A 22,388-nucleotide genomic window follows, 5' to 3' on the forward strand; every position below is an offset into this window, starting at 1 on the left:
TTTGCGGCATGATTAGCTCAATGGCCAGTCGGCTACAACACTCAACATTTCCTGCAAAAGATTTCCGCTGGATGCCACCAATGCTCCGTGTTGCAACGTTGGTCCACCATAGTGAAGCGGCTGAGCATCGTGATTGAGCAACGCCCCGCCCGACTCACTTAAAATCAGATCAGCTGCAGCCAAGTCCCAATCATGCGAATTTGGCCGAATGAAGGTGCCAGCAATATCTCCGCGTGCCACCATCGCAATCCGATAAGCGAGCGATGGCACATAAGGATGCACGATCACGCGGTCGCGCCAGCCTTCCGGCAGCACATCAACCATGCGTTTTGCCGAAGCCATCGCGATTTTTTCACCGGGAGGCGGCAAGCGCGTCTGGATCGGCAATCCGTTTTGCGATGCACCAAAGCCTTTGCCAGCTTCAATAACTTCGTTGAGTACAGGGCATTGCAACACACCGGCAATCGGTTTGCCATCTTCGACAATTGCGAGACTTACGCACCATTGAGACTGCCCATTAATAAAACCGCGCGTTCCATCAATGGGATCAATCACAAAAGAACGACGGCGCACCGCATCGACGCGATCATCCGTTGTTTCCTCAGAAATCCAGCCATAATCAGGCCGTGCTTCGAGCAAAACCTGCTTCAAATGGGTATCGACCGCGAAGTCGGCTTCGCTGACGGGCGATTGACCTTCTTTAAACCAGACCTCCGGCGACTGACCGAAATAACGCATAGCAATGCGGCCTGCCTCACGCGCTGCGTGACGCAGAAGTTCAAGTTCGTTCTGAATGTCTTTTCGTTTCTCAATTTCCGGCAAGGGTCATGCCTTCGATCACTAGAGTTGGGGCCGTCATACCAAAATTCCGGTCAATATCGGAAGCTGGCGTCATGTTGAGGAACATGTCCTTAAGGTTAGACGCAATTGTCACTTCACTGACAGGATAGGCAAGCTCGCCATTCTCGATCCAGAAACCAGATGCGCCACGGCTATACTGGCCGGTAATCATATCGACACCCTGACCAAATACTTCCGTTACGTAAAAGCCGGTGCCAAGCGCACGAATAAGCGCCTCCGGTGTCTCGAGACCGGGCTCAATCGCAAAGTTGGTTGACGCAGGTGAAACGCCAGAGCCGGAACGCACACCACGTCCATTGCCCACTAGGCCCAATTCACGCCCACTCGACCCCGACAGCAGCCAATGTGCCAGCACACCATTCTCAACCATTGTGAGCGGCTGGCCTTCAATGCCTTCGCCATCAAACGGACGCGACGACGATCCGCGAACGCGCAAAGGATTATCGGTGACATTGATGCCTGATTTCAGAATCTGCTTGCCAAGACTATCGCGCAAAAAGCTGGTCTTGCGCGCGACAGACGCGCCATTGATCGCACTTGCAAGATGCCCTGCAATTCCGCGTGCCAGACGCGGATCAAACACGACATTAACTGGGCCTGTTTTGGCTTGGCGCGCTCCAAGACGGCGAACAGCACGTTCACCAGCACTACGGCCAATATTTTCAGGCGTATCAAGATCAGCGAAATGCAGGCGCGAACTGAAATCGTAATCGCGCTCCATCTTTGTGCCCTCGCCTGCAATCGCAGACACCGAGCGACCAAAACGCGTTGCCGCATATTCGCCAGAGAAACCAGACGATGTGACAAGAACCAGGCCGCCCATGCTGCGCGATGCGCCTGCGCCACCCGAATTGGTCACACCAGCAACCGCACGAGCTGCCTCTTCGGTTGCCAGCGCATCAGCTGTCAGCCGTGCTGTATCAATTTCAGTCGCGTCATAAAGATCAAGATCACGCGGCTGCTTAACCAGCAGATCAGGATCGGCCAATTGCTCAAACGGATCTTCCGGTGCAACACGCGCCATAGCGACGGCACGCTCTGCCAGTTGATCCGGATTGCTACCAGCATTTGCAGAAACACTGGCAATGCGGCGACCGACAAAGACCCGCAGAGAAAAGTCATCGCTTTCGGACGATTCGGTTCCCTCAACCTTACCAAGCCGGACCGAGACACTCACCGAGCGGGCACGGATCACAACTGCGTCAGCATGATCTGCTCCAGCGCGCTTTGCAGCAGCCACCAGCTGCGCTGCGCGATCAACAAGTTTACCCGATGAATTGTCTGAAATCATTGTATAATCCAAGATTGAAATTAACGTTGGGTCCAGTAGGAAACCACGCTATGTAACCAGCCGTAATCGGAATTTGCAAAAAACTTATGTCAAATTATTCGACATCGGACTGATTAGAGACATATCGTGTTTCTATATTGCTGAAATCCGATGGCTTCAAGGGAAGCCCTCACATTCTTCGAATTCCAAGAGCATATCATGGTCCCAACTGGCGGAAGTCTCTACTTACAAGCGCTGATGATTCTGGGCGGCGCGATTATCGCGGCTCCGCTGTTCAAACGGCTCGGCCTTGGGACCGTTCTCGGCTATCTCGCAGCGGGTATTGTGATCGGCCCGGTGGCACGTCTGATTTCAGATGGCGAAGACTTGTTGCATTTCTCAGAGCTTGGCGTCGTGTTCCTACTGTTCGTCATCGGGCTTGAATTGAAGCCTTCGCGTCTGTGGGCTTTGCGTCATGCAATCTTTGGTCTTGGTGCAGCACAAGTCATACTCACAGGTTCCGCCCTTGCAGCACTCGGCATCTACCTTGCAGGTTTGACCACAGAAGCGGCGATCATAATCGGCTTTGGCCTTGCCCTGTCATCGACGGCCTTTGCCATGCAGGTGTTGGAAGATCGTGCAGAAACCAACCAGAAGCATGGACAGCGCGCTTTCGCGATTCTGTTGTTTCAGGATCTCGCGATCGTGCCGATTCTGGCGATCATTCCAGCACTTTCACCAAATGAACCATCCCAAGCTAGCGCCGGGTTTCATCTTGCAACGGCTATCGCAGCAATCGCAGCGCTTGTTATCGCCGGGCGTTATCTGATCAATCCGATGTTCCGGATCATCGCCAACACTGGCGCGCGCGAAGTCATGATCGCAGCCGCCCTGTTTGTGGTGTTGGGTTCGGCAAGCCTTCTGCAAGCTGCCGGGCTTTCAATGGCTATGGGCGCGTTTATTGCAGGTGTACTTCTGGCTGAATCGTCCTATCGTCATGAGCTTGAAGCCGATATCGAACCGTTCCGTGGAATTTTTCTTGGTCTGTTCTTCGTGGCTGTGGGCCTTTCGCTCAACCTCACAGTCATTCTGCAATACTGGCAAACAATCCTGATTGCTGTTCCGATTTTCATGATCGTCAAAGCAGCAATCACTTACATTCTGTGCCGTATATTCCGCTCGAAGCACAATGATGCCATCCGGGTTGCGTTTCTGCTGCCACAGGGCGGCGAGTTTGCCTTTGTGCTTTTCTCGGCAGCCGCCGCCGCAGCCGTCATTTCAAATGCACTGAGCTCAGAACTTGTTGCAGCTGTGACCGTCTCCATGGCACTAACTCCGCTCTCTGTTCTCATCGGCTCGAAACTCCTTATCAAGGAAAAGACCGAGGAGATTATCGAAGAAGATTTCGATGGTGCTGGCGCCGACGTTTTGATGATCGGCTTTTCGCGTTACGGACAGATTTCGGCGCAGATATTGCTCGCAGGCGGTATCGACGTGACAGTGATCGACAACTCGCCCAATCGCGTTCGTGCTGCCGGGAAATTCGGCTTCCGGATTTATTTTGGCGATGGCACCCGCAAGGATGTGTTGGAAGCGGCAGGCATACGTAAGGCTAAGCTCGTAGCTGTTTGTACGCATAAAAAGGAAATCACCAACCGCATCGTCAATCTGATCCAGTCTGAATATCCCGATGTCCGTCTGTTTGTTCGTTCTTATGACCGTGAACACACGCTGCAACTGCGTGCGCAAGGCGTGGAATATGAACTGCGCGAAACTTTCGAGTCGGGCCTTTTGTTCGGTCAGCGTACTTTAGAAGGCTTGGGCGTATCGGAAGCCGAAGCTTATAATATTCGTGAAGATGTACGCCAGCGCGACGAAGATCGTCTGCATGTGCAGGCATCGGAAGGGATCATGGCGGGGCGCCATCTGCTCTTCAACAAGCCAGTTACACCGGAACCATTGGTGAAGCCCGCCCGCGAAGGTCAGCGTATCGACAAGGGCGGTCATGATATGGATGAAAGCGCATCTTCAGCCGCGGTTGCGGCTGAATAAATCAGGAAGCGGCAGCCGCAGGCTTGCCGCTCAAAACCGTATCCAGCGCCTGTTTGAGTTCTTCGCGAATGGGTGTTGTTTGCGACAGTATCTGCTCGAATTTCAGGAAATCAAGCAGGCCAATCCGCTCAACATTCGGACGCAGAAAAATATGCGGCGGACGGTTGCGGAACTTGTTCTCAATGATAGAGCACATGGTGAGCTGGTTGGCTCCCATGACGGCCTCCATCGTTGTCGGCATATAATCATCCGGGCCAACCGGCGCACCAACAACGTCTATGCCAATGACAATATCGGCCTTGTCGAACAGCAGATCAAACGGAACCGGATTGAGCAGTCCGCCATCAACGAGAATGCGTCCATCGCGACGCACCGGCCTGAAAACAGGCGGGATGGCGCAGGAGGCCGCAATCGCTGAACGCAGATCACCCTGTTCAATGTTGAGTTCTGTTGCCGCATGAAAATCAGAGGCAGTTATGCTCATAGGGATTTTCAGCTGCTCGACATTTTCGGGCAATGATGCCGGAAGAAAGACGTCTAATATCTTCTCAAGATTGAATTGGCTTACTCGGAAGCCCCCTTTAAGCAGCTCCACCCAGCGTTCAGGCCGCGCCTGCCACATACGGCGGGCGACTTCAGAGCGGCGATTAAAAATCGCAGCCATATATTCATGAATTTCCGCGCCGCTCATGCCATTGGCCATGCCAGCGCCAACGATCGAACCAATAGACGAGCCGGCAATCGCCACTGGCTTGATGCCAAGCTCGTCCAGCACTTCGATAATATGGATATGCGCAATACCACGTGCACCACCGCCGCCAAAAGCGACGGCGATACGCGGAGATGTTGGTAGTGTCATATCCATAAAGCTTTTCTCTCGCCGTATGCGTTTAGAGCGTGTTGCGCTTATTCGTATTCACAGCGCTCGCTCTAGCTCCTTATTTTAACGCATGTCGTTATCGGATCGAAGCGGGATCAGAAATCAGTCCAGTGGACTGATTTCCCCGCAAAAGCAGTTCCCACTTTTCCGCGACATGCTTTAGGACTGCGCAGGACCGAAAATCAGAATTGCAGGTTCTGCTTCCAAAAGCTTTTTGGCAATAGCTTTGACCTGATCTAGCGTCACCGCATCGATCAATTCATTGCGCTTGTCGATGTAATCCCGATCAAGGTCCGCTTCCTGAAGACCAACCAGTGTGTCGGCAATCGAGATGGAAGAATCGAGATTGTTCACAGCGTAAGAGCCCTTGAGATAGCTTTTTGCAGCAGCAAGCTCAGCCTCTGTTGGGCCATCGCTAGCCATTTTTCCAACCTGTTCGCGAATAATCTTGAGCGATTCCTGTGCTTTTTCAGGGCGTGTTGCGGTCGAAATGGTCAGCGCCGAAACATGATCACGCAACGACATAGACGACGATACCGAATAGGCGAGGCCACGCTTTTCACGCACTTCCGCATAAAGGCGTGATGTAAAACCGCCACCAAGAATGTGGTTCATCAGATAGGCAGCGAAAAATTCATCATCCTTGCGCGGCACAGCCGGATAAACAAAGCTGATCGACGTCTGCGGCATGTCAAAGCTGAGGCTGGTTGTGGTGCCAAGCGCGAGCTTCGCATCCGGAACCGGCACCAGTTCTGCGGTCGCGGGCAAATCGCCAAAGACTTCGTCAAGCATTTCGCCTAGGTCTTTCGCATTGATCGAACCGACCACACCGACCGTCAGCTTATCGCGAGCAAAATTCTTACGATGGAAATTCACCAGATCATCGCGTGTGATTGATTGCAGCGACTTGATCGTGCCCTCATCCGGACGCGCATAGGGGTGATTGCCATACAGCACATCTGCAAATTTGCGCGACGCGATGGTCGATGGATTGCGTTGCGATGCTTCAAGGCTCGCAACCACTTGCTGGCGGATACGATCAATCGCATCCTGATCAAAACGCGGTTTGTTGACCGAAAGCGCCAGAAGATCAGTAACAGGCTTGCGGTTCTCTGCCAGCATACGAATGCTGCCTGAAACCGTATCCGGGGACGCTGAGAAACTCATTTCTCCGCCGAGATTATCAATGCGCTCCTGAAAACTATCCGAATCGAGATCGCCAGCGCCTTCATCGAAAAGCCCAGTCATCAAATTCGCCAGACCTTCCTTGCCGGATGGATCCTGTGAAGCCCCGCCCTTAAATGAGAAGCGCATAGAAACGAGCGGTACGGAATTATCTTCAACCAGCCAGGCCTTGATGCCTTTAGGGGAAACGACTTCCTGAATTTCGATAGCATTGGCAGGCAGGCTCACTGCCACCAGCAACAATATCGAGCCGACAACGGCAGCGACGGCATTTTTTGCACGCAGAATGCTCAATACAACAACCTTACTCACTGGATTGCTCCTTCTGCGCCTTGACCAACTGCATCGCCTGCGGCGGCATTAGGGTTTTCACGAGCGTTTTCTGGCTCAGTATCGGGTGGCAGCAGATAGCTGGTCACAGACTGATCTTTGACAAGATAACGGCCTGCTGCATCCTTGATTTGGTCGACCGTCACAGCCTTGATAACATCCGGCCATTTCTGAATATCTTCGATATTCTGACCAATCGATAAGGTCGAACCGTAAATACGGGCCATTCCAGACTGGCTATCACGTGCAAAAGTAATCGCTTTCAGGAAGCGATTGCGCGCCTGATCAAGCTCGTCTTGTGTCACACCATCTTTGATAATCCGTGCAAGTTCAGCATCAACGGCCTTTTCTACGTCTGCCAGTGTCTTGCCATTTTGTGGCGAGCCATAGACCGAGAATGTGCCGTCATCAAGCGGATCACCGTCATAGCTCGCACCCGTATTGGAAGCGATGCCCTGTTTGACGATGAGCTCCTGATAAAGACGCGAACGCAGTGAGCCGCCCAGAATTTCGCCAAGCAAATCAAGCGCAGGTGCATCACCCGCCTTCACATTCGGAAAGCGCTTTTCATTCGCATACGATGGCACAAGCCACGATATGCGGAACGAAGGTGTACTGACGCGATCATCATGCAGTGTCACAACACGCGCTGCGTTTTTCTGAGGCTCCTGCGGACGCTCACGCGGCAACACATCGGCACGCTTGGGGATTTTGGCCCAGGTTTGCATGACCAGATCACGCACGCGTTCCGGCGTCACGTCACCGGCGATCACCAGTGTTGCATTGTTTGGCGTATAATATTGCTGATAGAAATCAACCGCATCCTTGAGGCTGAGCTTTTCCATCTCCTGCCGCCAACCAATAACCGGCACGCGATAAGGATGGTTATAGAAAAGCACAGAATCAGTATTTTCCATCAGCATCGCTGCGGGATTTGAATCCACACGCATACGGCGCTCTTCAAGGATCACTTCACGCTCTGTCGTGACTGCTTCTTCATCAAGCACCAGATTGGCCATACGATCTGATTCATAGCCCATCACCATTTCAAGCGCATCAGGCGCAACGCGCTGGAAATAGGCCGTATAATCATAAGACGTGAAAGCATTTTCCTGACCGCCAATGGCTGCAATCTTTGCGGAAAACTCACCAGCCGGATAAGTCTTGGTGCCCTTGAACATCAGGTGCTCAAGAAAATGCGCAATGCCGGATTTGCCGGGCGCTTCATCAGCGGAGCCAACATGATACCAGATCATCTGCGTGACGACCGGCGCACGATGATCAGGAATGACCACAACCTTCAAACCATTTTCCAGCGTGAAGCTGCTGATGTCTTCAGATTTCGTTATTTCCGGAAGATTTTGCGCCGGCGGAACGGCTGTGGCTTCGGTTGATACAGCCGGAGCGGGTGTCTGCGCCCGAACAGAAACAGCTGCCAGCGGCAAAGCCAGTGCGAAACCGATTGCCGTAGGCAACAATAAGCGCCGGAGTGAGGGGTTATGCACCAAACGACATCTCCAATCAGTTTTCATTTCACCCATTCAAAAGGCCGAAATGCTTCAAAATCAATATCAAATATCATTGCCCGTCCCGTCTCCGGGGCAGGCCGATTTTCAGCCTTGCTTCAATTGGATAAGGCGAATGATGGTGCCACCATAATTCCGCTCTTCATGCACGACGAATCGTTCATCCAGCTCAAGCGATGCTTCAGTTTCCTCTTCAAGCACGATAAGTGCGTCAGGATTAAGCCAACCGCCTTCCAGTGCTGATAAAAGTGCTTTCTCGCCCATACGACGTCCATAAGGCGGATCTGCAAAAATCAGATCGAACGGCTCCATTGTGCCAGCTTCACCGAGTTTGCAGGCGTCGCGGCGCAGCACCTTGGTCTGGCCTTGAAGACCGAAAGCCTCGATGTTTTGACGAAGAATACCGCGACCTTCCGCCGATTCTTCGACAAAAACCGCATAGCGCGCACCACGCGAAAGGGCTTCGAGGCCCAGCGCGCCCGTACCAGCAAACAGGTCGAGAACACGGCCGCCGTCCACTTTTTCTGGAAAGCTGTGCGCAAGAATATTGAAAAGACTTTCACGGGTGCGATCCGTCGTGGGACGGATCGCATTTGTTGTGGGTGTAACGAGCGCGCGCCCGCGGAATTTACCGCCGACGATCCGCACCATTGCCTCCCGGCTTGCCACCTCGTGGCTTTCCATCATTCGGCCTGTTGCCGCCCGAACCGCCGCGATCTGGTCCCTTGCCGAAACCACCCGGACCCTTTGACGGGCCACGACCTTCGCCGGAACGAGGTGCACCGCTGCGTGGACCACGATCAGCATTGCCACCACCGAAACGGCCTTCGCCGCGAGGGCCAGAAGGCTTACTGAAGCTACGGCCTTCATAACCGCCCGATGATCTTTCGCCGCCTTCTGCCTTCAGTTCGGCGCGTTCGCGCTTGCCCGGACGACGCTCTTGCTTGCGATCATCGCTGCGGCCTTCTGGGCGCGGCCTACGATCATCACGACCTTCTGGGCGTGGTGTGCGAGGCTCATACCGACCTTCGGAACGGCCTTCCGAACGGTTTTCAAAGCGACGTGGACGGTCTTCACGTCCCTCATCACGACGCTGCTCACCATCACCGAAACGGCGTGGACGTGACTGAAAGTCACCTTCACTGCGCGGACCACGATGCGGCGGGCGGCCTTCTGAGCGACCCTCTGGACGACCAGCTGGCTTATCAAAACGACGTGGACGATCCTCACGACCGTCTTCGCGGCGCTGATCGCCTTGCTCAAAACGGCGCGGACGCGACTGCAAATCACCATCGGAACGGCTTGCGCGCTCACCACGTGCTGTTGCACGTGCTGCTTTTTCTGCTGCTGCTTTTTCGCCTTGCGGACGTGCACCAGAGGCCATCCAGACATTCACACCGCCGCGACGACGCGGTTCGATCTTGTCGTCTTTCTTTTCTTTCGGCTTGCGGCGTTCCGGCTGACTGGAAATCCACTCGCGCTGCGGACGACGACGTTCCTCTTCCGGCTCACGTTGTTCCATCTCACGTGCAGTACGTCCCTGAACGACAGCATTCGAGAACTCATTGACGATTGGCGCATCAAAGTCAGCACCCGATTCTTCAACAAGCTTTTCGCCAAGCTGATCGCGCAGAATACGGCCGCGAATTTCGCGTACGCCACCTTCTTCTAGATCGCCGAGCTGGAAAGGACCAAACGAAACACGGATCAGACGACCAACGGTCAGACCAAGCGCACCAAGAATATTCTTAACTTCGCGGTTCTTGCCTTCGCGCAAACCAATCGAAATCCAGACATTGGCACCCTGCTCGCGCTCAAGCGTCGCTTCAATGCTGCCGTAGAAAATACCCTCGACGGCAATACCTTCTTTCAGCGTATCGAGCTGCGCCTGCGTAACCTTGCCATGAGCGCGGACGCGATAACGACGCAACCAGCCCGTTGAAGGCAGTTCGAGAACGCGCGACAGACCGCCGTCATTGGTAAGCAGCAACAAGCCTTCGGTGTTGATATCGAGGCGACCAACAGAAAGCACACGTGGCATTTCTTCTGGCAGCGCTTCAAACACAGTCGGGCGACCTTCGGGATCGCGGTTCGTCGTCACAAGACCAGCAGGCTTGTGATAAAGCCAGAGGCGTGTGCGCTCAGCCTGCTTCAGCTGCTTGCCGTCAACCGTGATGACATCCGTGCGCTTAACGTTGACAGCCGGTGTCGAAAGCACTTTGCCGTTTACGGTGATGCGGCCAGCCGCGATCATCGTCTCAGCTTCACGACGCGAGGCGATGCCTGCACGCGCCAAACGCTTGGCGATGCGTTCACCGCTATCTTCACCATCCTGCGTGTCGCGCGATCCAAACTTACGCGGAGCGCCACGGTCATCGTCGCGGCGCGGTCTGTCTTCGCGGAAGCCACCTTCACGAGGCCGGTCTTCGCGGAATCCCGGACGACGCTCACCGCGTTCGCCACGCGTGCTGCCCGAACGTTCACCACGATCTCCGCGACCTTCGCCCCGCCCATCGCGACCATCGCGTCCAAATGGAGGACGTCGACCGCCCTTATTGTCGTCTTCTGTACTCATCTGATATTAGCCTCTCAGCAGCGCCGCCGTGGTGTCTCTGGCCGCTGGGGAGCTGGCAAAGAACGGTCCGGTCAAGAGCGCTGTATAAATCCGTTCGCAAATCGGTTTTGATTTCGTGACTTATGCAGTAACAAATCGCTCATAAGCTTGCGAGCGAAATTTCCCTCTACCGGCCATGAAATGAGGTTGGATTGAAAAAGGTTGCAGATATTTCATCCCAAAACGGCGCTACGTTTATGGATATTGCGCTTGAAGAGGCAAAATCTGCCGCCACTCGTGGCGAGGTGCCGATTGGTGCGGTACTCGTTCATGACGGCGAAATCATCGCACGTGCTGGCAACCGGACGCGTGAGTTGAACGATATCACAGCCCATGCCGAAGTGCTTGTCATCCGGCAGGCTGGTGAAACACTCCAATCGGAACGGCTTATCGATTGCGACCTCTATGTGACGCTTGAACCATGCGCAATGTGCGCGGCCGCGATCTCATTTGCACGTATTCGCCGTCTTTATTATGGTGCCGCAGACCCTAAGGGCGGTGGAGTTGAATATGGGCCGCGCTTTTATACGCAGCCCACATGCCATCACGTTCCCGAAGTCTATACCGGTTTCTCGGAAGAAGAATCCCAGACCCTACTCCGGGATTTTTTTCGCGAGAAACGCTGAACCAACTTAATTGGTTACGCGATGTCCCGTCATGTGCCGCAGCGTGTCATCACGCAGCACAAAATGATGAAGCAGCGCCATGGCCACATGACCAGCGATCACGGCCAGCAACACCCAGCCCAACAGGCCATGCGCAGCATTGCCGGGAGCAGTTAAAGCTGCATCCTGAACACCGGTTTTCGCAAAAATCTCCATCCCGAGAAATGTAAACCCACGGCCATTGCCGTAAGTACGCAGCAGCGCAAGTGCTGGCACGACAAACATCAGTGCATAGATGACCAGATGCCCAAGACCTGCGAGCTTACCACTCACGCCCGCATAAGGCGGGCGCTTGGAAATATTAAGCAACCCCCACACACCCCTGACAAGAACCAGTAACAGCAGAGCAAAACCTACCTGATAATGCGTTGGCCAGATGAAATTATAAAGTGAAGTATCTTTGGCGAATATACGAAGAATTGTTGAAGTGAATTGCCAAACGAAAATCATTGCCATCAGCCAATGAAGGCAACGACTGACCAGGCCGTAACCACTGGGAGAGTCCCATATACGGTTTAATTTATTCATAATAAGCACCTTACATCCCGAAAAGAAGCAGATTACGCTCTGCCAGAATATGTTCGTTGATTGAAATCAAATATTGTTCAGAATAACCAACATTAAAAATAATTAATATTATAAATCAAACCTATTAAATGTGTCACTTCGATGACGATGCTCCAGATATAAAAAATCAGCCGAAAGATTAATCTTTCGGCTGATTAAATATTCATCAAGAGTATTTTAGATAATCAATTCCAAGGCAGCATATCGCGCCAGCTCTTGCCACCACCACCAGCGGCTTTCTTGCGCTCACGTTCTTTCTGCGCTTCATCCTGCCCCAGTTCACCTGTGGCCGCAGACGATGCTGGCTCACGATAAGCCAAAGGCGGCTCACTCAAATATTTACGCGTCGAAGAGGAACCCTGAGCCTGCTGCTCGCGCGCCTTCTTCAACTCTGCAATACGTACGGGATCGGCAGTCGGCGTGCGTGTTGCAAAATCTTCGCGACGGCTGTTGCCACCCGGAAGATGGCTGGCATTGCTTGCAATTGGTGCATCCTGCTCAATCGGCGACACGAAGTTCGGATTATCGCGGTTTGCTGTAATCTCATCACGCAAACGCTTGCGGCGCTGCTCTGGCGATTCTGGCCACGAAGGATCACCGGCACTGGCAAGACTTTCCTGCGGCGCTGGCAACGAACCCTTATCGCCCTCTGCAGGACGAACAAGATCAGGACGCGGTTTATAATCAATGCGGTCTTTTTTCTTGCCCTGACCGAAGCTTGCCATATTCGACATATCGTCGAGAAGCTGCGCCCCTGCGGTTTTGTCGGTGCCATAGGTCGGCGACGACACGCAGCCAGACAGTGCGAGACCCGCAACTGCCGTCATCAAAACCAGAACTCGTCCTTCAATCTTCATTAGCGCCACTTCTTTTACGCCTGTCGATTTTCTCTTTGTCAGAGAAGCTTTCACTCCTCTGCCTCAGAAAACCGGCAACTCCAAGGCAGATTGCAAGTTTATCTCAAGGACAGCCTTTTACATGAGACCATCTCTACGGGCAATCGCGATATTAACCGCTATTTCACCATGTCCTCACGTTATAAAGCAAGCCTTATAGCGAAAAAGCCCGGAACCAATCGTGGTAACCGGGCTTTTGATTATTATGCAGAAAGCTTACCGAGAGCTTTCAGTTCATGCAAGGCAGCCGCATCACGGGCCGAAACTTCAGGGAATTCCGAGTCGGAACCCACATCAGTCGTATAACGCCACGAACGTGCGCACTTCTCTCCTTCAGCGCGAACAGGAACAACGGCCACGCCTTTAACGTCATCCAGCGTGAATGCACCTTCAGGAACTGCTGCATCGCTCACCGAAATATCGCTCGTGATGCAGATCTCAGCAAAATCCAGACCTTCTAGCGAATCGGCAAGACTTTTGTCTGCGATGTAGACAACAGGCGCTGCTTCCAAAGACGAACCAATGCGCTTGTCGGCGCGTTCAAGTTCCAGAGCACCGGTGACAACGCGACGGACATTACGAACTTTGCGCCACTTCTCAGCCAACAGATCATCGCGCCATTCCGATGGAATTTCACGGAACTGCTCAAGATGCACCGAAGCCGCGTTCGGATAACGATCAAGCCATGCTTCTTCCGTGGTGAAAGGCAGCATTGGTGCAAGCCATGTCGTCACACGATCAAAGATCGCACGAACTGTCTGAAGTGCTGCCTTACGGCGAACGCTGGATGGTGCATCGCAATAAAGCGCATCTTTGCGGATATCGAAATAGAAGGCCGAGAGTTCGACATTCATGAAATCGATCAGTGCACGGGCGATCCGCTTGAAATCAAACGCGTCATAACCGGAACGAACGACTTCATCGAGTTCTGCCAAGCGGTGCAGCATCAGACGCTCAAGCTCAGGCAGATCGGCATGCGGCAGCGTTTCGCCTTCATCATGGGCGAGCGTGCCAAGCATCCAGCGGATTGTGTTACGCAGCTTGCGATAGGCATCGATATTGGTCTGAATGATGCTCTTGCCAAGGCGCTGATCTTCCCAATAGTCAGTCGTCATAACCCAGAGACGCAGAATATCGGCGCCAGAATCCTTGATGACGTCCTGTGGGGTGACAGTGTTTCCGAGAGACTTCGACATCTTTTTGCCGTTCTCATCCATGGTGAAACCATGGGTAACAACAGCATTGTAAGGTGCACGGCCACGCGTTCCGCAGCTTTCCAGCAGCGACGAGTGGAACCAGCCGCGATGCTGATCCGAGCCTTCAAGATAAACATCGGCAGGCCATTTCATGTCCGGACGATCTTCGAGCGTAAAGGTGTGCGTTGAACCCGAGTCGAACCAAACGTCGAGAATATCGCGAACCTGCGTCCAGCTTTCACCGGCGCGATTGCCAAGGAAACGTTCACGCGCACCATCGGCAAACCATGCGTCAGCGCCTTCTTCCTCGAAAGCTTCAAGAATGCGCTTATTGACGGCATCGTCTTGCAGGATATTGCCTTCTTCATCGGCAAACACACAGATCGGCACGCCCCATGCGCGCTGACGCGACAGCACCCAATCCGGGCGTCCTTCGATCATGGCACGCAGACGCGTCTGACCGGCAGCAGGTACGAAGCGGGTTTCTTCAATCGCTTTCAAAGAACGCGAACGCAGTGTTGTGCCGTCGCCCAGATTCTTGTCCATATAGACAAACCATTGCGGCGTATTGCGATAGATGATTGGCTTCTTCGAGCGCCATGAATGCGGATAGGAATGCTTGAGACGACCGCGCGCGAACAGATTGTTATGCGCAATCAGCTGCTTGATAACGGATTCGTTCGCATCGCCCTTTTTGCCGTTATCGTCGATAACACGTGCCGGACCACCTTCACGATCAGGACCAAAGCCCGGTGTGTCCTTGGTGTAATAGCCGTCATCACCAACCGGGAACGGAATGCTTGCATCAATGCCGCGTGCTTCAAGTTCGCGCGCTGCATCCATCCACGCTTCAAAGTCTTCGCGACCGTGGCTTGGAGCTGTGTGAACGAAACCTGTACCCGCATCGTCGGTAACGTGATCACCCGAGATCAATGGAACCACGAACTCATATCCACCGGCAAAGCCTTTCAGCGGATGATCGAGTGTGACGGCACCTAGCTCTTCAAACGACACATCACGCAGACGCTTGAACTCAAGCTTTGCTTTCTTTGCACATTCTTCAGCAAGCTTATCGCCGAAGATCAGCTTTTCGCCAGCCTGGGGGCCAAAATCATTTTCCGCCGCAACAACTTCGTAAAGGCCATAAGCAACGCGGTTTGAATAAGAAACAGCGCGGTTGCCCGGAATGGTCCAAGGAGTCGTCGTCCAGATAACGACAGAGCTTCCAGAAAGATCATTCGTGCCTGCGACCGGGAACTTCACCCAGATCATATCCGACTCAATGTCGTGATATTCGACTTCCGCTTCTGCCAACGCAGTGCGTTCAACCACCGACCACATGACTGGCTTGGAACCACGATAAAGCTGACCGGAGGCTGCGAACTTGAGCAACTCCCCAGCAATGCGCGCTTCCGAATGGAAGTTCATCGTCGTGTATGGATTTTCAAAATCACCGCAGATTGCAAGACGCTTGAATTCTTCCGCCTGAACCTTGATCCAGCTTCCAGCAAATTCACGGCATTCCTTACGGAATTCGTTGATTGCAACTTCGTCTTTGTTCTTGCCCTGCGCGCGGTATTTTTCTTCGATCTTCCACTCGATCGGCAGGCCGTGACAATCCCAGCCCGGCACATAATTCGAGTTGAAACCACGCATCTGGAACGAGCGCGTGATGACGTCCTTAAGGATCTTGTTCAGCGCATGGCCGATATGGATATTGCCGTTTGCATATGGAGGGCCGTCATGCAGAACATAAAGCGGACGGTCTTTCGCGTCTTCGCGCAGCTTCTTGTAGAGGTTCATTTCCTCCCAGCGCTGGACAAAAAGCGGCTCGCGTGCTGGCAAGCCTGCGCGCATCGGAAACTCGGTCTGCGGAAGATTGAGCGTCTTGGAATAATCGATCTTGGCGGTCGTATCGGTCATTTTATCATTTGCCTGTAATCCCGCACGGAAATATGGCGGGTGAGATGCTTGGAAATAAAGTAAAGCTGCAAGGCGCAGCAGGCCGTTCCCGGACCTTCCTGCCATGCGCCGCATCGAGCAGCGCCATTATGGCTTAAAGGAAGGCCGGGCCAATAATTCGTATGGCCGCAATAATTTGCCGAAAATCCGTCATCATGGACACGCTTTTAGCAATGACCTTCGCAGGAATAAAGAGGCAGGGCGCAATAAACTTGCAGCCCTGCCCCCGAAAACTTTACAGATTGGCTTAGTTTGATCAATCCAGCGAGAAATCGAAACGATAAGTCGCCGACACGCCGACGGTGAACTGGTTCGGCGAACCATGTTCTTTCACGATGCTGGAGTTTTTGGCTTTGTCCTGAAGACGGCTATATTCGCCAAAAAGACTGGTATCGATCTTGTCGGTCGCGCGCCACGTTACCGCACCACCAACGCCGACGGATTCCCAGCCGCCGCCCGGGCGATATTCCTGAAGGCCAGAAGCCACAGCTTCTTCTGCCGTCACACCATAATAAGTGCGCATGTAATCTTTGGAAGCAAAGGTAGCGCGCGGTCCAGCCGAAACGCGTACAACAGGCGTTACGTCATAAAATGCATCTGCCGCAATATCAGCTACAACGCCCTTATGCGCACGGATACCGTGGCGCACTTCACCACGCACACGCAGCCAGTCGGTTGGATAGACATCAACAAAACCACCGGCTTCACCACCGAATTTCGTTTCATGCAGACCGTCAATATCGGTATCACGCTTGAACATCAGCTTGCCGACTGCACCGGCACGGAAGCGATCCGTATCGATGAAGGCAAAGGCTGCATTGTCATTGCGCGAAGAAAAACGCTCTGCTTCACCCTGACGGCCAAGCGAAATCAAAGGCTGCCCTGAAAAGCGGTATTTGTTTGATCCCTCAAACTTCGGCGCGATCATTCCGGCTGCGCCGACCTTGAGATACCAGTCGCCCGACCATGGATATTTGCGGGCAGGTTTCACTTCCTGAGTCGCATAAACATCTGTCTGCTGCATATCTGCGGCAATGACCGAAAGAGGACCAACGAACAATGCGGCGCCTGTAACAAAGGCGAGAGAGACAATACGCGTCACATGAAACTCCGAAAAACAGTTCCCCATAAAACTTAGGGATATTTATTACTGTTGAACGGAATATGTAAAATTAAACTTAAATCAGAGGTAGAAACATCAGCACATCTTTATCCAAGTGTTGCAAGTAAACACTAATATGCTGGAAAAGACAGAAGTCGATCCAGTTCTGACAAAGGTTTTGCACCCGCCAAAATCGCTCGTGATTCTTCCTCGTCGCGTTTCATCTGCGCAATCAGCGGATCCAGACCATCGAATTTCACTTCACCGCGCAAATAGCCGAAGAACGACACTTCAACGATTTCTCCATAGAGATCGCCCGTGAAATCAAAAACAAAGGTTTCGAGCAGCGGCTTTCCATCGCTTGCCACTGTTGGACGTCGGCCAAAGCTCGCAACACCATCATGAAGTACGCCATCAGCTCTGCGGAACCGCACAGCGTAAATACCGTGTTTCAGACTGACATGATCGTCGATCACCATATTAGCGGTCGGAAAACCAAGCGTGCGGCCAAGCTTCTGACCATGAATGACTTCGCCACTCACGCGATAGCGATAGCCAAGCAGGCCTGCCGCTTCTGCCACTTCGCCAGCGCATAAAAGCGAGCGAACACGCGTCGAAGAAACAAGGTTGCCACCTTCATCGCTAAATGCATCGACTAGCGAAACACTAAAGCCTGATGATTGACCGGCCTCTTCCAGAAATTGCGGTGTACCGCGCCGACCTTTGCCGAAATGAAAATCATAGCCGGTTACGACACGGCTCGCATGCAGTCGATCAACAAGGATATTACGCACAAAATCTTCAGCGGACTGACCCGAAAATTCAGCCGTAAATGGCTGCTCGACCACGGCATCAAAACCCATGAGCCGAAGGATTTCCGCTTTTTCGACCGCATCGGTGAGCCGTTCGATAGGCTCGTCAGGCTTGAAGAAACTGCGCGGATGCGGCTCAAATGTAAGCACCACCGCAGGCAAATTATCGCGATCTGCCAATTCCAGCGCACGCTCAAGTACAGCTTGATGACCGCGATGGACACCATCGAAATTGCCAATCGCCACCACGCAATCACGCAGTGTAAGCGGCAATGCATCTGTTCCTGAAAGACGCTGAAAAGCAGATTTTGTCATGGTCGAAGCAGATTCTCGAAACAGGTATCAGACAAGAGCATAAAGCGAGGCGATTGGAGAATGTCCATGTTTGTGCAGGAAAGCAGTCATTCTGTCGAGATCAACATTACCATCCAGCGCATAATCGGCAGCATGAACGCCACCCGAAATGTAAAGCACATCAAGACCGTAATCCGCAGCGCCTTTCACATCCGTTAGCACGCCATCTCCGATACCAAGAATGCGAGACTTATCAACGGCCTGTCCGCGAATTTCTTCAACGGCTTTCGATGCAGCTTCGTAAATCGGACGATGCGGCTTACCGGCGATCAACGTGCGACCACCAAGCTGACTATATTCGCGTGCAAGCGCACCACCACACCAGATGAGGCGTGGTCCGCGTTCAACCATGATATCGGGATTAGCGCAGATGAATGGCAGATTGCGGGACCGAATGCGCTGGAGCAATTCCGCATAATTTTCAGGCGTCTCGGTTTCGTCGTCATAAAGCCCGGTGCAGACAACGCCCGCAGCTTCAAACTCTTCGACCAGCTCCACGTCGAGGCCTTCATAGATGGCCAATTCGCGCTCGCTGCCGATATGGAAAATCTTGCGCGGGCCTTCGACAATCAGATCGCGGGTGACATCGCCGGATGTAACAACGCGATCATAAGCATCTTCTGGTACGCCAAGCAGCGTCATCTGTGCAATCACGCTGCCAAACGGGCGTGGTGCATTGGTGACGAGAATAACGGTAATGCCTTTGGCGCGCGCACGCTTGAGTGCTGCGACCGCAGAAGCAAAGGCAACTTCGCCGTTGTGCAGAACACCCCAGACATCACAGAAGATCGCATCATATCCATCCGTCAGATCGTCCAGGCGTTCAGGCAGCTTCATTGTTTTCCTCAATATGCTGGGTCCGGCCTTTTGCCGGTTAAATCGGACGATGCGCAAGCGCACCATGCGGTTTCCTCTACAAGAATGAGCCCGCTCTGTCACCACGCTTGCGCCGCTCTGCGTCCAAATGAACGGATTGTGTTCAATCCCGGCGTTCACCAATCAGGCTTTGCAGGCGCTAGGTTCGTTAACCAAACTGCCCGATTTCTGACCATAACCCCGCCCATAGCAATGCCTTGGACGATATTTTTCTGTCTGCCTTGCTACGCGTCATTATAGTCTCCACATGCGTTGCCATCAGGCTTTCACAGCGCGAAAGCATCGTTGGGCAGAAATTATTTTTGCTTTTGTCAAAAAACGGCAACGATCCTTGACAAAGAATAGGACCACTTCTATCTCTTTGGCAGCTTAGCACTCACACAGACAGAGTGCTAACAAGCGCGGATCGGCTCGATCCGTAAACAGGGTTCAACGTCTATAACACCAAGGGTTATACCATGGCTGATATCAAGTTCCGCCCGCTTCATGACCGCGTCGTCGTTCGTCGCGTTGAATCGGAAGCTAAGACCGCTGGCGGGATCATCATCCCTGACACCGCTAAAGAAAAGCCACAGGAAGGCGAAATCGTCGCTGTTGGCGCTGGCGCTCGTGACGAAGCAGGCAAGCTGATCGCTCTCGAAGTTAAGGCTGGCGACAAGGTTCTGTTCGGCAAGTGGTCGGGCACAGAAGTTAAGATCGGCGGCGAAGACCTGCTGATCATGAAAGAATCCGACATTTTGGGCATCGTTGGCTAATTTTTCGGGCTCGCGCCGGTATCGGCGAAGCCAGAGATTAGTTACCGCCTAAATTTCAATTCACCATAATCTGACCGGGACATTTCCCAGGAGAGTAAAATGGCTGCAAAAGACGTAAAGTTCGGTCGCACAGCGCGCGAAAAGATGCTGCGCGGCGTCGATATCCTCGCTGACGCTGTTAAGGTAACGCTCGGCCCTAAGGGTCGTAACGTTGTTATCGACAAGTCCTTCGGCGCTCCACGCATCACCAAGGATGGTGTATCGGTTGCTAAGGAAATCGAACTCGAAGACAAGTTCGAAAACATGGGCGCACAGATGCTGCGCGAAGTTGCTTCCAAGACCAACGACACTGCTGGTGACGGCACGACCACTGCGACCGTTCTCGGTCAGGCCATCGTTCAGGAAGGCGCAAAAGCTGTTGCTGCCGGCATGAACCCAATGGACCTGAAGCGCGGCATCGACCTGGCTGTAACTGAAGTTGTTACAAACCTTCTCGGCAAAGCCAAGAAGATCAACACTTCGGAAGAAGTTGCACAGGTTGGCACCATCTCCGCTAACGGCGAAGCCGAAATCGGCAAGATGATCGCTGAAGCGATGCAGAAAGTCGGCAACGAAGGCGTGATCACGGTTGAAGAAGCCAAGACCGCTGAAACCGAACTCGAAGTCGTTGAAGGCATGCAGTTCGACCGCGGCTACCTGTCGCCATACTTCGTCACCAACCCAGACAAGATGGTTGCTGATCTCGAAGACGCATACATCCTTCTGCACGAAAAGAAGCTTTCGAACCTGCAGGCTCTTCTGCCAGTTCTCGAAGCCGTTGTTCAGACCTCGAAGCCACTCGTCATCATCGCTGAAGACGTAGAAGGTGAAGCGCTTGCAACTCTCGTTGTTAACAAGCTGCGTGGCGGCCTGAAGATTGCTGCTGTTAAGGCTCCTGGCTTCGGCGATCGCCGCAAGGCAATGCTCGAAGACATCGCGATACTCACCGGCGGTCAGGTTATCTCCGAAGACCTCGGCATCAAGCTTGAAACCGTTACGCTCGACATGCTCGGCCGTGCGAAGAAAGTTTCGATCACCAAGGAAAACACCACGATCGTTGACGGTGCAGGCCAGAAGGCTGAAATCGACGCGCGCGTTTCGCAGATCAAGCAGCAGGTTGAAGAAACCACTTCTGACTACGACCGTGAAAAGCTTCAGGAACGCCTTGCTAAGCTCGCTGGCGGCGTTGCAGTTATCCGCGTTGGCGGTGCAACTGAAATCGAAGTTAAGGAAAAGAAGGACCGCGTTGACGACGCCCTGAACGCAACCCGCGCTGCGGTTGAAGAAGGTATCGTTGCTGGTGGTGGTACTGCTCTGCTCCGCGCTTCGTCGCAGATCGTTGCTAAGGGTGCAAACCCTGACCAGGAAGCTGGCATCAACATCGTTCGTCGCGCTCTGCAGGCTCCTGCTCGTCAGATCACGACCAATGCTGGTGAAGAAGCTTCGGTTATCGTTGGCAAGATCCTTGAAAACGGCTCGGACACCTATGGCTACAACACAGCCAATGGCGAATTCGGCGACCTGATCAAGGCTGGCGTTGTTGACCCGGTTAAGGTTGTTCGCACCGCTCTGCAGAACGCAGCATCGGTTGCTGGTCTCCTGATCACCACTGAAGCTATGATCGCTGAACTGCCTAAGAAGGATGCAGCTCCTGCTGGCATGCCTGGCGGTATGGGCGGTATGGGCGGCATGGATTTCTAAGGAATCCAAAACCCCAATTATTTTGGAAAAGGCGGCCTTCGGGTCGCCTTTTTTACATTGCGTAACTCTTTGTGATTTATAGAAAATTCATCTAAATCGAGCTTTTCGGTAGATAGACCCCGTATTTTAGAATTTTCTGATTTACATTCCCCGACTTTCATGGTCAATCGCGAGTGTAATACGAGATAGACTTCCTATTTGCCCCCGCACTTGGAAGTCTTGTCTCAGGCAACAGGAAAGGCAGGCGCAAGCCTGCCTTTCCACTTTTATGCCCCTTGCTTTTTGATCCCTATTCAGCAGCTTCTGCCCGCACATCATCACCGCTTGTTCGCGCATCGTAATGCACCCGCGCCATCATGACATGCGCTTCATTGGCAATGGCCCATTCACCCAAAGCACGGACCGGCTTCAGCAAATCACGGCCCAGATCAGTTAATTCATATTCCACCTTGGGCGGGATAGTCGGGAAAACGGTTCGCGAAACAAATCCGTCCCGCTCCAGATTCCGCAACGTCGTTGTCAGCATTTTCTGGGAAATACCATTCACCGTGCGGCGCAACTCATTAAAGCGCATTGGCCGATTGCCAAGATAGCTCACAACCAGAACTGTCCACTTATCGCCCACGCGCGACAGAATATCGGTCACAGCCCTACAGGCACTGGTTTCCTTGAAGTCACCGGGTTTCATAAAAGTGCCTCCTTGCGCGTGATCCAGTCACCAGTATAGCCTCAGTTTCCATTGGTT

At 53.1% G+C, this 22,388-nt stretch carries 18 protein-coding genes and 1 pseudogene; 5 read left to right on the forward strand and 14 right to left on the reverse strand.

Features of this window, described 5'->3' with window-relative positions:
• Positions 1-12: 12 nt before the first annotated feature.
• Positions 13-822: a 3'(2'),5'-bisphosphate nucleotidase CysQ gene (locus J2782_RS20545; RefSeq protein WP_310015887.1), complete on the reverse strand. Its 810-nt coding sequence runs from the start codon at positions 820-822 to the stop codon at positions 13-15.
• The gene (locus J2782_RS20550) at positions 809-2,152 is read right to left on the reverse strand and encodes a TldD/PmbA family protein (RefSeq protein ID WP_310015888.1); all 1,344 of its coding nucleotides are present in this window, start codon (positions 2,150-2,152) and stop codon (positions 809-811) included. Before J2782_RS20550 ends, J2782_RS20545 begins: the two co-directional genes overlap by 14 nt.
• Positions 2,153-2,350: 198 nt before the next feature.
• Between J2782_RS20550 and J2782_RS20555 the strand changes: the two genes are divergently transcribed.
• Positions 2,351-4,183, forward strand: coding sequence for a monovalent cation:proton antiporter-2 (CPA2) family protein (locus J2782_RS20555; RefSeq protein WP_250043279.1), 1,833 nt, complete (start codon positions 2,351-2,353; stop codon positions 4,181-4,183).
• A 1-nt stretch (position 4,184) separates the two neighbouring features.
• On the opposite strand, the gene J2782_RS20560 is transcribed toward J2782_RS20555, so the two are convergent.
• From J2782_RS20560 to J2782_RS20580, 5 genes and pseudogenes are all read right to left on the reverse strand, one after another.
• Positions 4,185-5,048 (reverse strand): patatin-like phospholipase family protein, encoded by an 864-nt coding sequence (locus tag J2782_RS20560; protein WP_310015889.1) that lies wholly within the window; start codon positions 5,046-5,048, stop codon positions 4,185-4,187.
• A 174-nt stretch (positions 5,049-5,222) separates the two neighbouring features.
• A complete protein-coding gene (locus J2782_RS20565; protein ID WP_404989696.1) occupies positions 5,223-6,533 on the reverse strand; it encodes a M16 family metallopeptidase in 1,311 nt (436 codons plus the stop codon).
• 23 nt (positions 6,534-6,556) lie between these two features.
• Positions 6,557-8,083, reverse strand: a complete 1,527-nt coding sequence (locus tag J2782_RS20570) for a M16 family metallopeptidase (RefSeq protein ID WP_310015997.1) — start codon at positions 8,081-8,083, stop codon at positions 6,557-6,559.
• 108 nt (positions 8,084-8,191) lie between these two features.
• Complete coding sequence (gene rsmD, locus J2782_RS20575) at positions 8,192-8,752, reverse strand: 16S rRNA (guanine(966)-N(2))-methyltransferase RsmD (RefSeq protein WP_310015998.1); 561 nt, start codon at positions 8,750-8,752, stop codon at positions 8,192-8,194.
• A gap of 523 nt (positions 8,753-9,275) precedes the next feature.
• Positions 9,276-10,679, reverse strand: a pseudogene (locus J2782_RS20580) (pseudouridine synthase); the annotation flags it as partial.
• Between the two features lie 191 nt (positions 10,680-10,870).
• On the opposite strand from J2782_RS20580, the gene J2782_RS20585 reads away from it, so the two are divergent.
• Entirely contained in the window at positions 10,871-11,344 is a 474-nt protein-coding gene (locus J2782_RS20585; RefSeq protein ID WP_310015890.1) for a nucleoside deaminase, read from the forward strand.
• Positions 11,345-11,350: 6 nt separating this feature from the next.
• Here the strand turns inward: J2782_RS20585 and J2782_RS20590 are convergent, their stop codons facing one another.
• The 3 genes from J2782_RS20590 to ileS all read right to left on the reverse strand — a co-directional run bounded on the left by J2782_RS20590 (position 11,351) and on the right by ileS (position 15,965).
• Positions 11,351-11,911 (reverse strand): cytochrome b, encoded by a 561-nt coding sequence (locus tag J2782_RS20590; protein WP_310015891.1) that lies wholly within the window; start codon positions 11,909-11,911, stop codon positions 11,351-11,353.
• Positions 11,912-12,135: 224 nt separating this feature from the next.
• Complete coding sequence (locus J2782_RS20595; RefSeq protein ID WP_310015892.1) at positions 12,136-12,807, reverse strand: hypothetical protein; 672 nt, start codon at positions 12,805-12,807, stop codon at positions 12,136-12,138.
• Between the two features lie 242 nt (positions 12,808-13,049).
• Complete coding sequence (gene ileS, locus J2782_RS20600; protein ID WP_310015894.1) at positions 13,050-15,965, reverse strand: isoleucine--tRNA ligase; 2,916 nt, start codon at positions 15,963-15,965, stop codon at positions 13,050-13,052.
• Between the two features lie 103 nt (positions 15,966-16,068).
• Between ileS and J2782_RS20605 the strand changes: the two genes are divergently transcribed.
• On the forward strand, positions 16,069-16,260 hold the full coding sequence (locus tag J2782_RS20605) for a hypothetical protein (protein ID WP_310015896.1): 192 nt from the start codon (positions 16,069-16,071) through the stop codon (positions 16,258-16,260).
• Here the strand turns inward: J2782_RS20605 and J2782_RS20610 are convergent, their stop codons facing one another.
• The 3 genes from J2782_RS20610 to J2782_RS20620 all read right to left on the reverse strand — a co-directional run bounded on the left by J2782_RS20610 (position 16,261) and on the right by J2782_RS20620 (position 19,109).
• Complete coding sequence (locus J2782_RS20610; RefSeq protein WP_310015897.1) at positions 16,261-17,106, reverse strand: MipA/OmpV family protein; 846 nt, start codon at positions 17,104-17,106, stop codon at positions 16,261-16,263.
• 131 nt (positions 17,107-17,237) lie between these two features.
• A complete protein-coding gene (locus J2782_RS20615) occupies positions 17,238-18,233 on the reverse strand; it encodes a bifunctional riboflavin kinase/FAD synthetase (RefSeq protein WP_310015898.1) in 996 nt (331 codons plus the stop codon).
• Between the two features lie 27 nt (positions 18,234-18,260).
• The gene (locus J2782_RS20620) at positions 18,261-19,109 is read right to left on the reverse strand and encodes a TIGR01459 family HAD-type hydrolase (protein WP_310015900.1); all 849 of its coding nucleotides are present in this window, start codon (positions 19,107-19,109) and stop codon (positions 18,261-18,263) included.
• Positions 19,110-19,606: 497 nt separating this feature from the next.
• On the opposite strand from J2782_RS20620, the gene groES reads away from it, so the two are divergent.
• Both groES and groL read left to right on the forward strand, forming a co-directional pair.
• Positions 19,607-19,903, forward strand: coding sequence for a co-chaperone GroES (gene groES / locus J2782_RS20625; RefSeq protein ID WP_006472506.1), 297 nt, complete (start codon positions 19,607-19,609; stop codon positions 19,901-19,903).
• A gap of 99 nt (positions 19,904-20,002) precedes the next feature.
• Positions 20,003-21,643: a chaperonin GroEL gene (gene groL / locus J2782_RS20630; RefSeq protein WP_310015902.1), complete on the forward strand. Its 1,641-nt coding sequence runs from the start codon at positions 20,003-20,005 to the stop codon at positions 21,641-21,643.
• Between the two features lie 289 nt (positions 21,644-21,932).
• Here groL and J2782_RS20635 read toward each other — a convergent pair whose 3' ends face one another.
• The gene (locus tag J2782_RS20635; protein ID WP_310015904.1) at positions 21,933-22,331 is read right to left on the reverse strand and encodes a winged helix-turn-helix transcriptional regulator; all 399 of its coding nucleotides are present in this window, start codon (positions 22,329-22,331) and stop codon (positions 21,933-21,935) included.
• Positions 22,332-22,388: the final 57 nt, after the last annotated feature.

It is taken from the genome of Brucella pseudogrignonensis (assembly GCF_031454375.1).
In the GTDB taxonomy this organism is placed as follows: domain Bacteria; phylum Pseudomonadota; class Alphaproteobacteria; order Rhizobiales; family Rhizobiaceae; genus Brucella; species Brucella pseudogrignonensis_A.

What these genes read in the sequence shown, in the direction of transcription:
- J2782_RS20550 (WP_310015888.1), bottom strand. Translation starts at nt 2,152, where the DNA reads ATGATTTCAGACAATTCATCGGGTAAACTTGTTGATCGCGCAGCGCAG.
- J2782_RS20555 (WP_250043279.1), top strand. Translation starts at nt 2,351, where the DNA reads ATGGTCCCAACTGGCGGAAGTCTCTACTTACAAGCGCTGATGATTCTG.
- J2782_RS20560 (WP_310015889.1), bottom strand. Translation starts at nt 5,048, where the DNA reads ATGGATATGACACTACCAACATCTCCGCGTATCGCCGTCGCTTTTGGC.
- J2782_RS20590 (WP_310015891.1), bottom strand. Translation starts at nt 11,911, where the DNA reads ATGAATAAATTAAACCGTATATGGGACTCTCCCAGTGGTTACGGCCTG.
- J2782_RS20595 (WP_310015892.1), bottom strand. Translation starts at nt 12,807, where the DNA reads ATGAAGATTGAAGGACGAGTTCTGGTTTTGATGACGGCAGTTGCGGGT.
- ileS (WP_310015894.1), bottom strand. Translation starts at nt 15,965, where the DNA reads ATGACCGATACGACCGCCAAGATCGATTATTCCAAGACGCTCAATCTT.
- J2782_RS20605 (WP_310015896.1), top strand. Translation starts at nt 16,069, where the DNA reads ATGCGCCGCATCGAGCAGCGCCATTATGGCTTAAAGGAAGGCCGGGCC.
- J2782_RS20615 (WP_310015898.1), bottom strand. Translation starts at nt 18,233, where the DNA reads ATGACAAAATCTGCTTTTCAGCGTCTTTCAGGAACAGATGCATTGCCG.
- J2782_RS20620 (WP_310015900.1), bottom strand. Translation starts at nt 19,109, where the DNA reads ATGAAGCTGCCTGAACGCCTGGACGATCTGACGGATGGATATGATGCG.
- groES (WP_006472506.1), top strand. Translation starts at nt 19,607, where the DNA reads ATGGCTGATATCAAGTTCCGCCCGCTTCATGACCGCGTCGTCGTTCGT.
- groL (WP_310015902.1), top strand. Translation starts at nt 20,003, where the DNA reads ATGGCTGCAAAAGACGTAAAGTTCGGTCGCACAGCGCGCGAAAAGATG.
- J2782_RS20635 (WP_310015904.1), bottom strand. Translation starts at nt 22,331, where the DNA reads ATGAAACCCGGTGACTTCAAGGAAACCAGTGCCTGTAGGGCTGTGACC.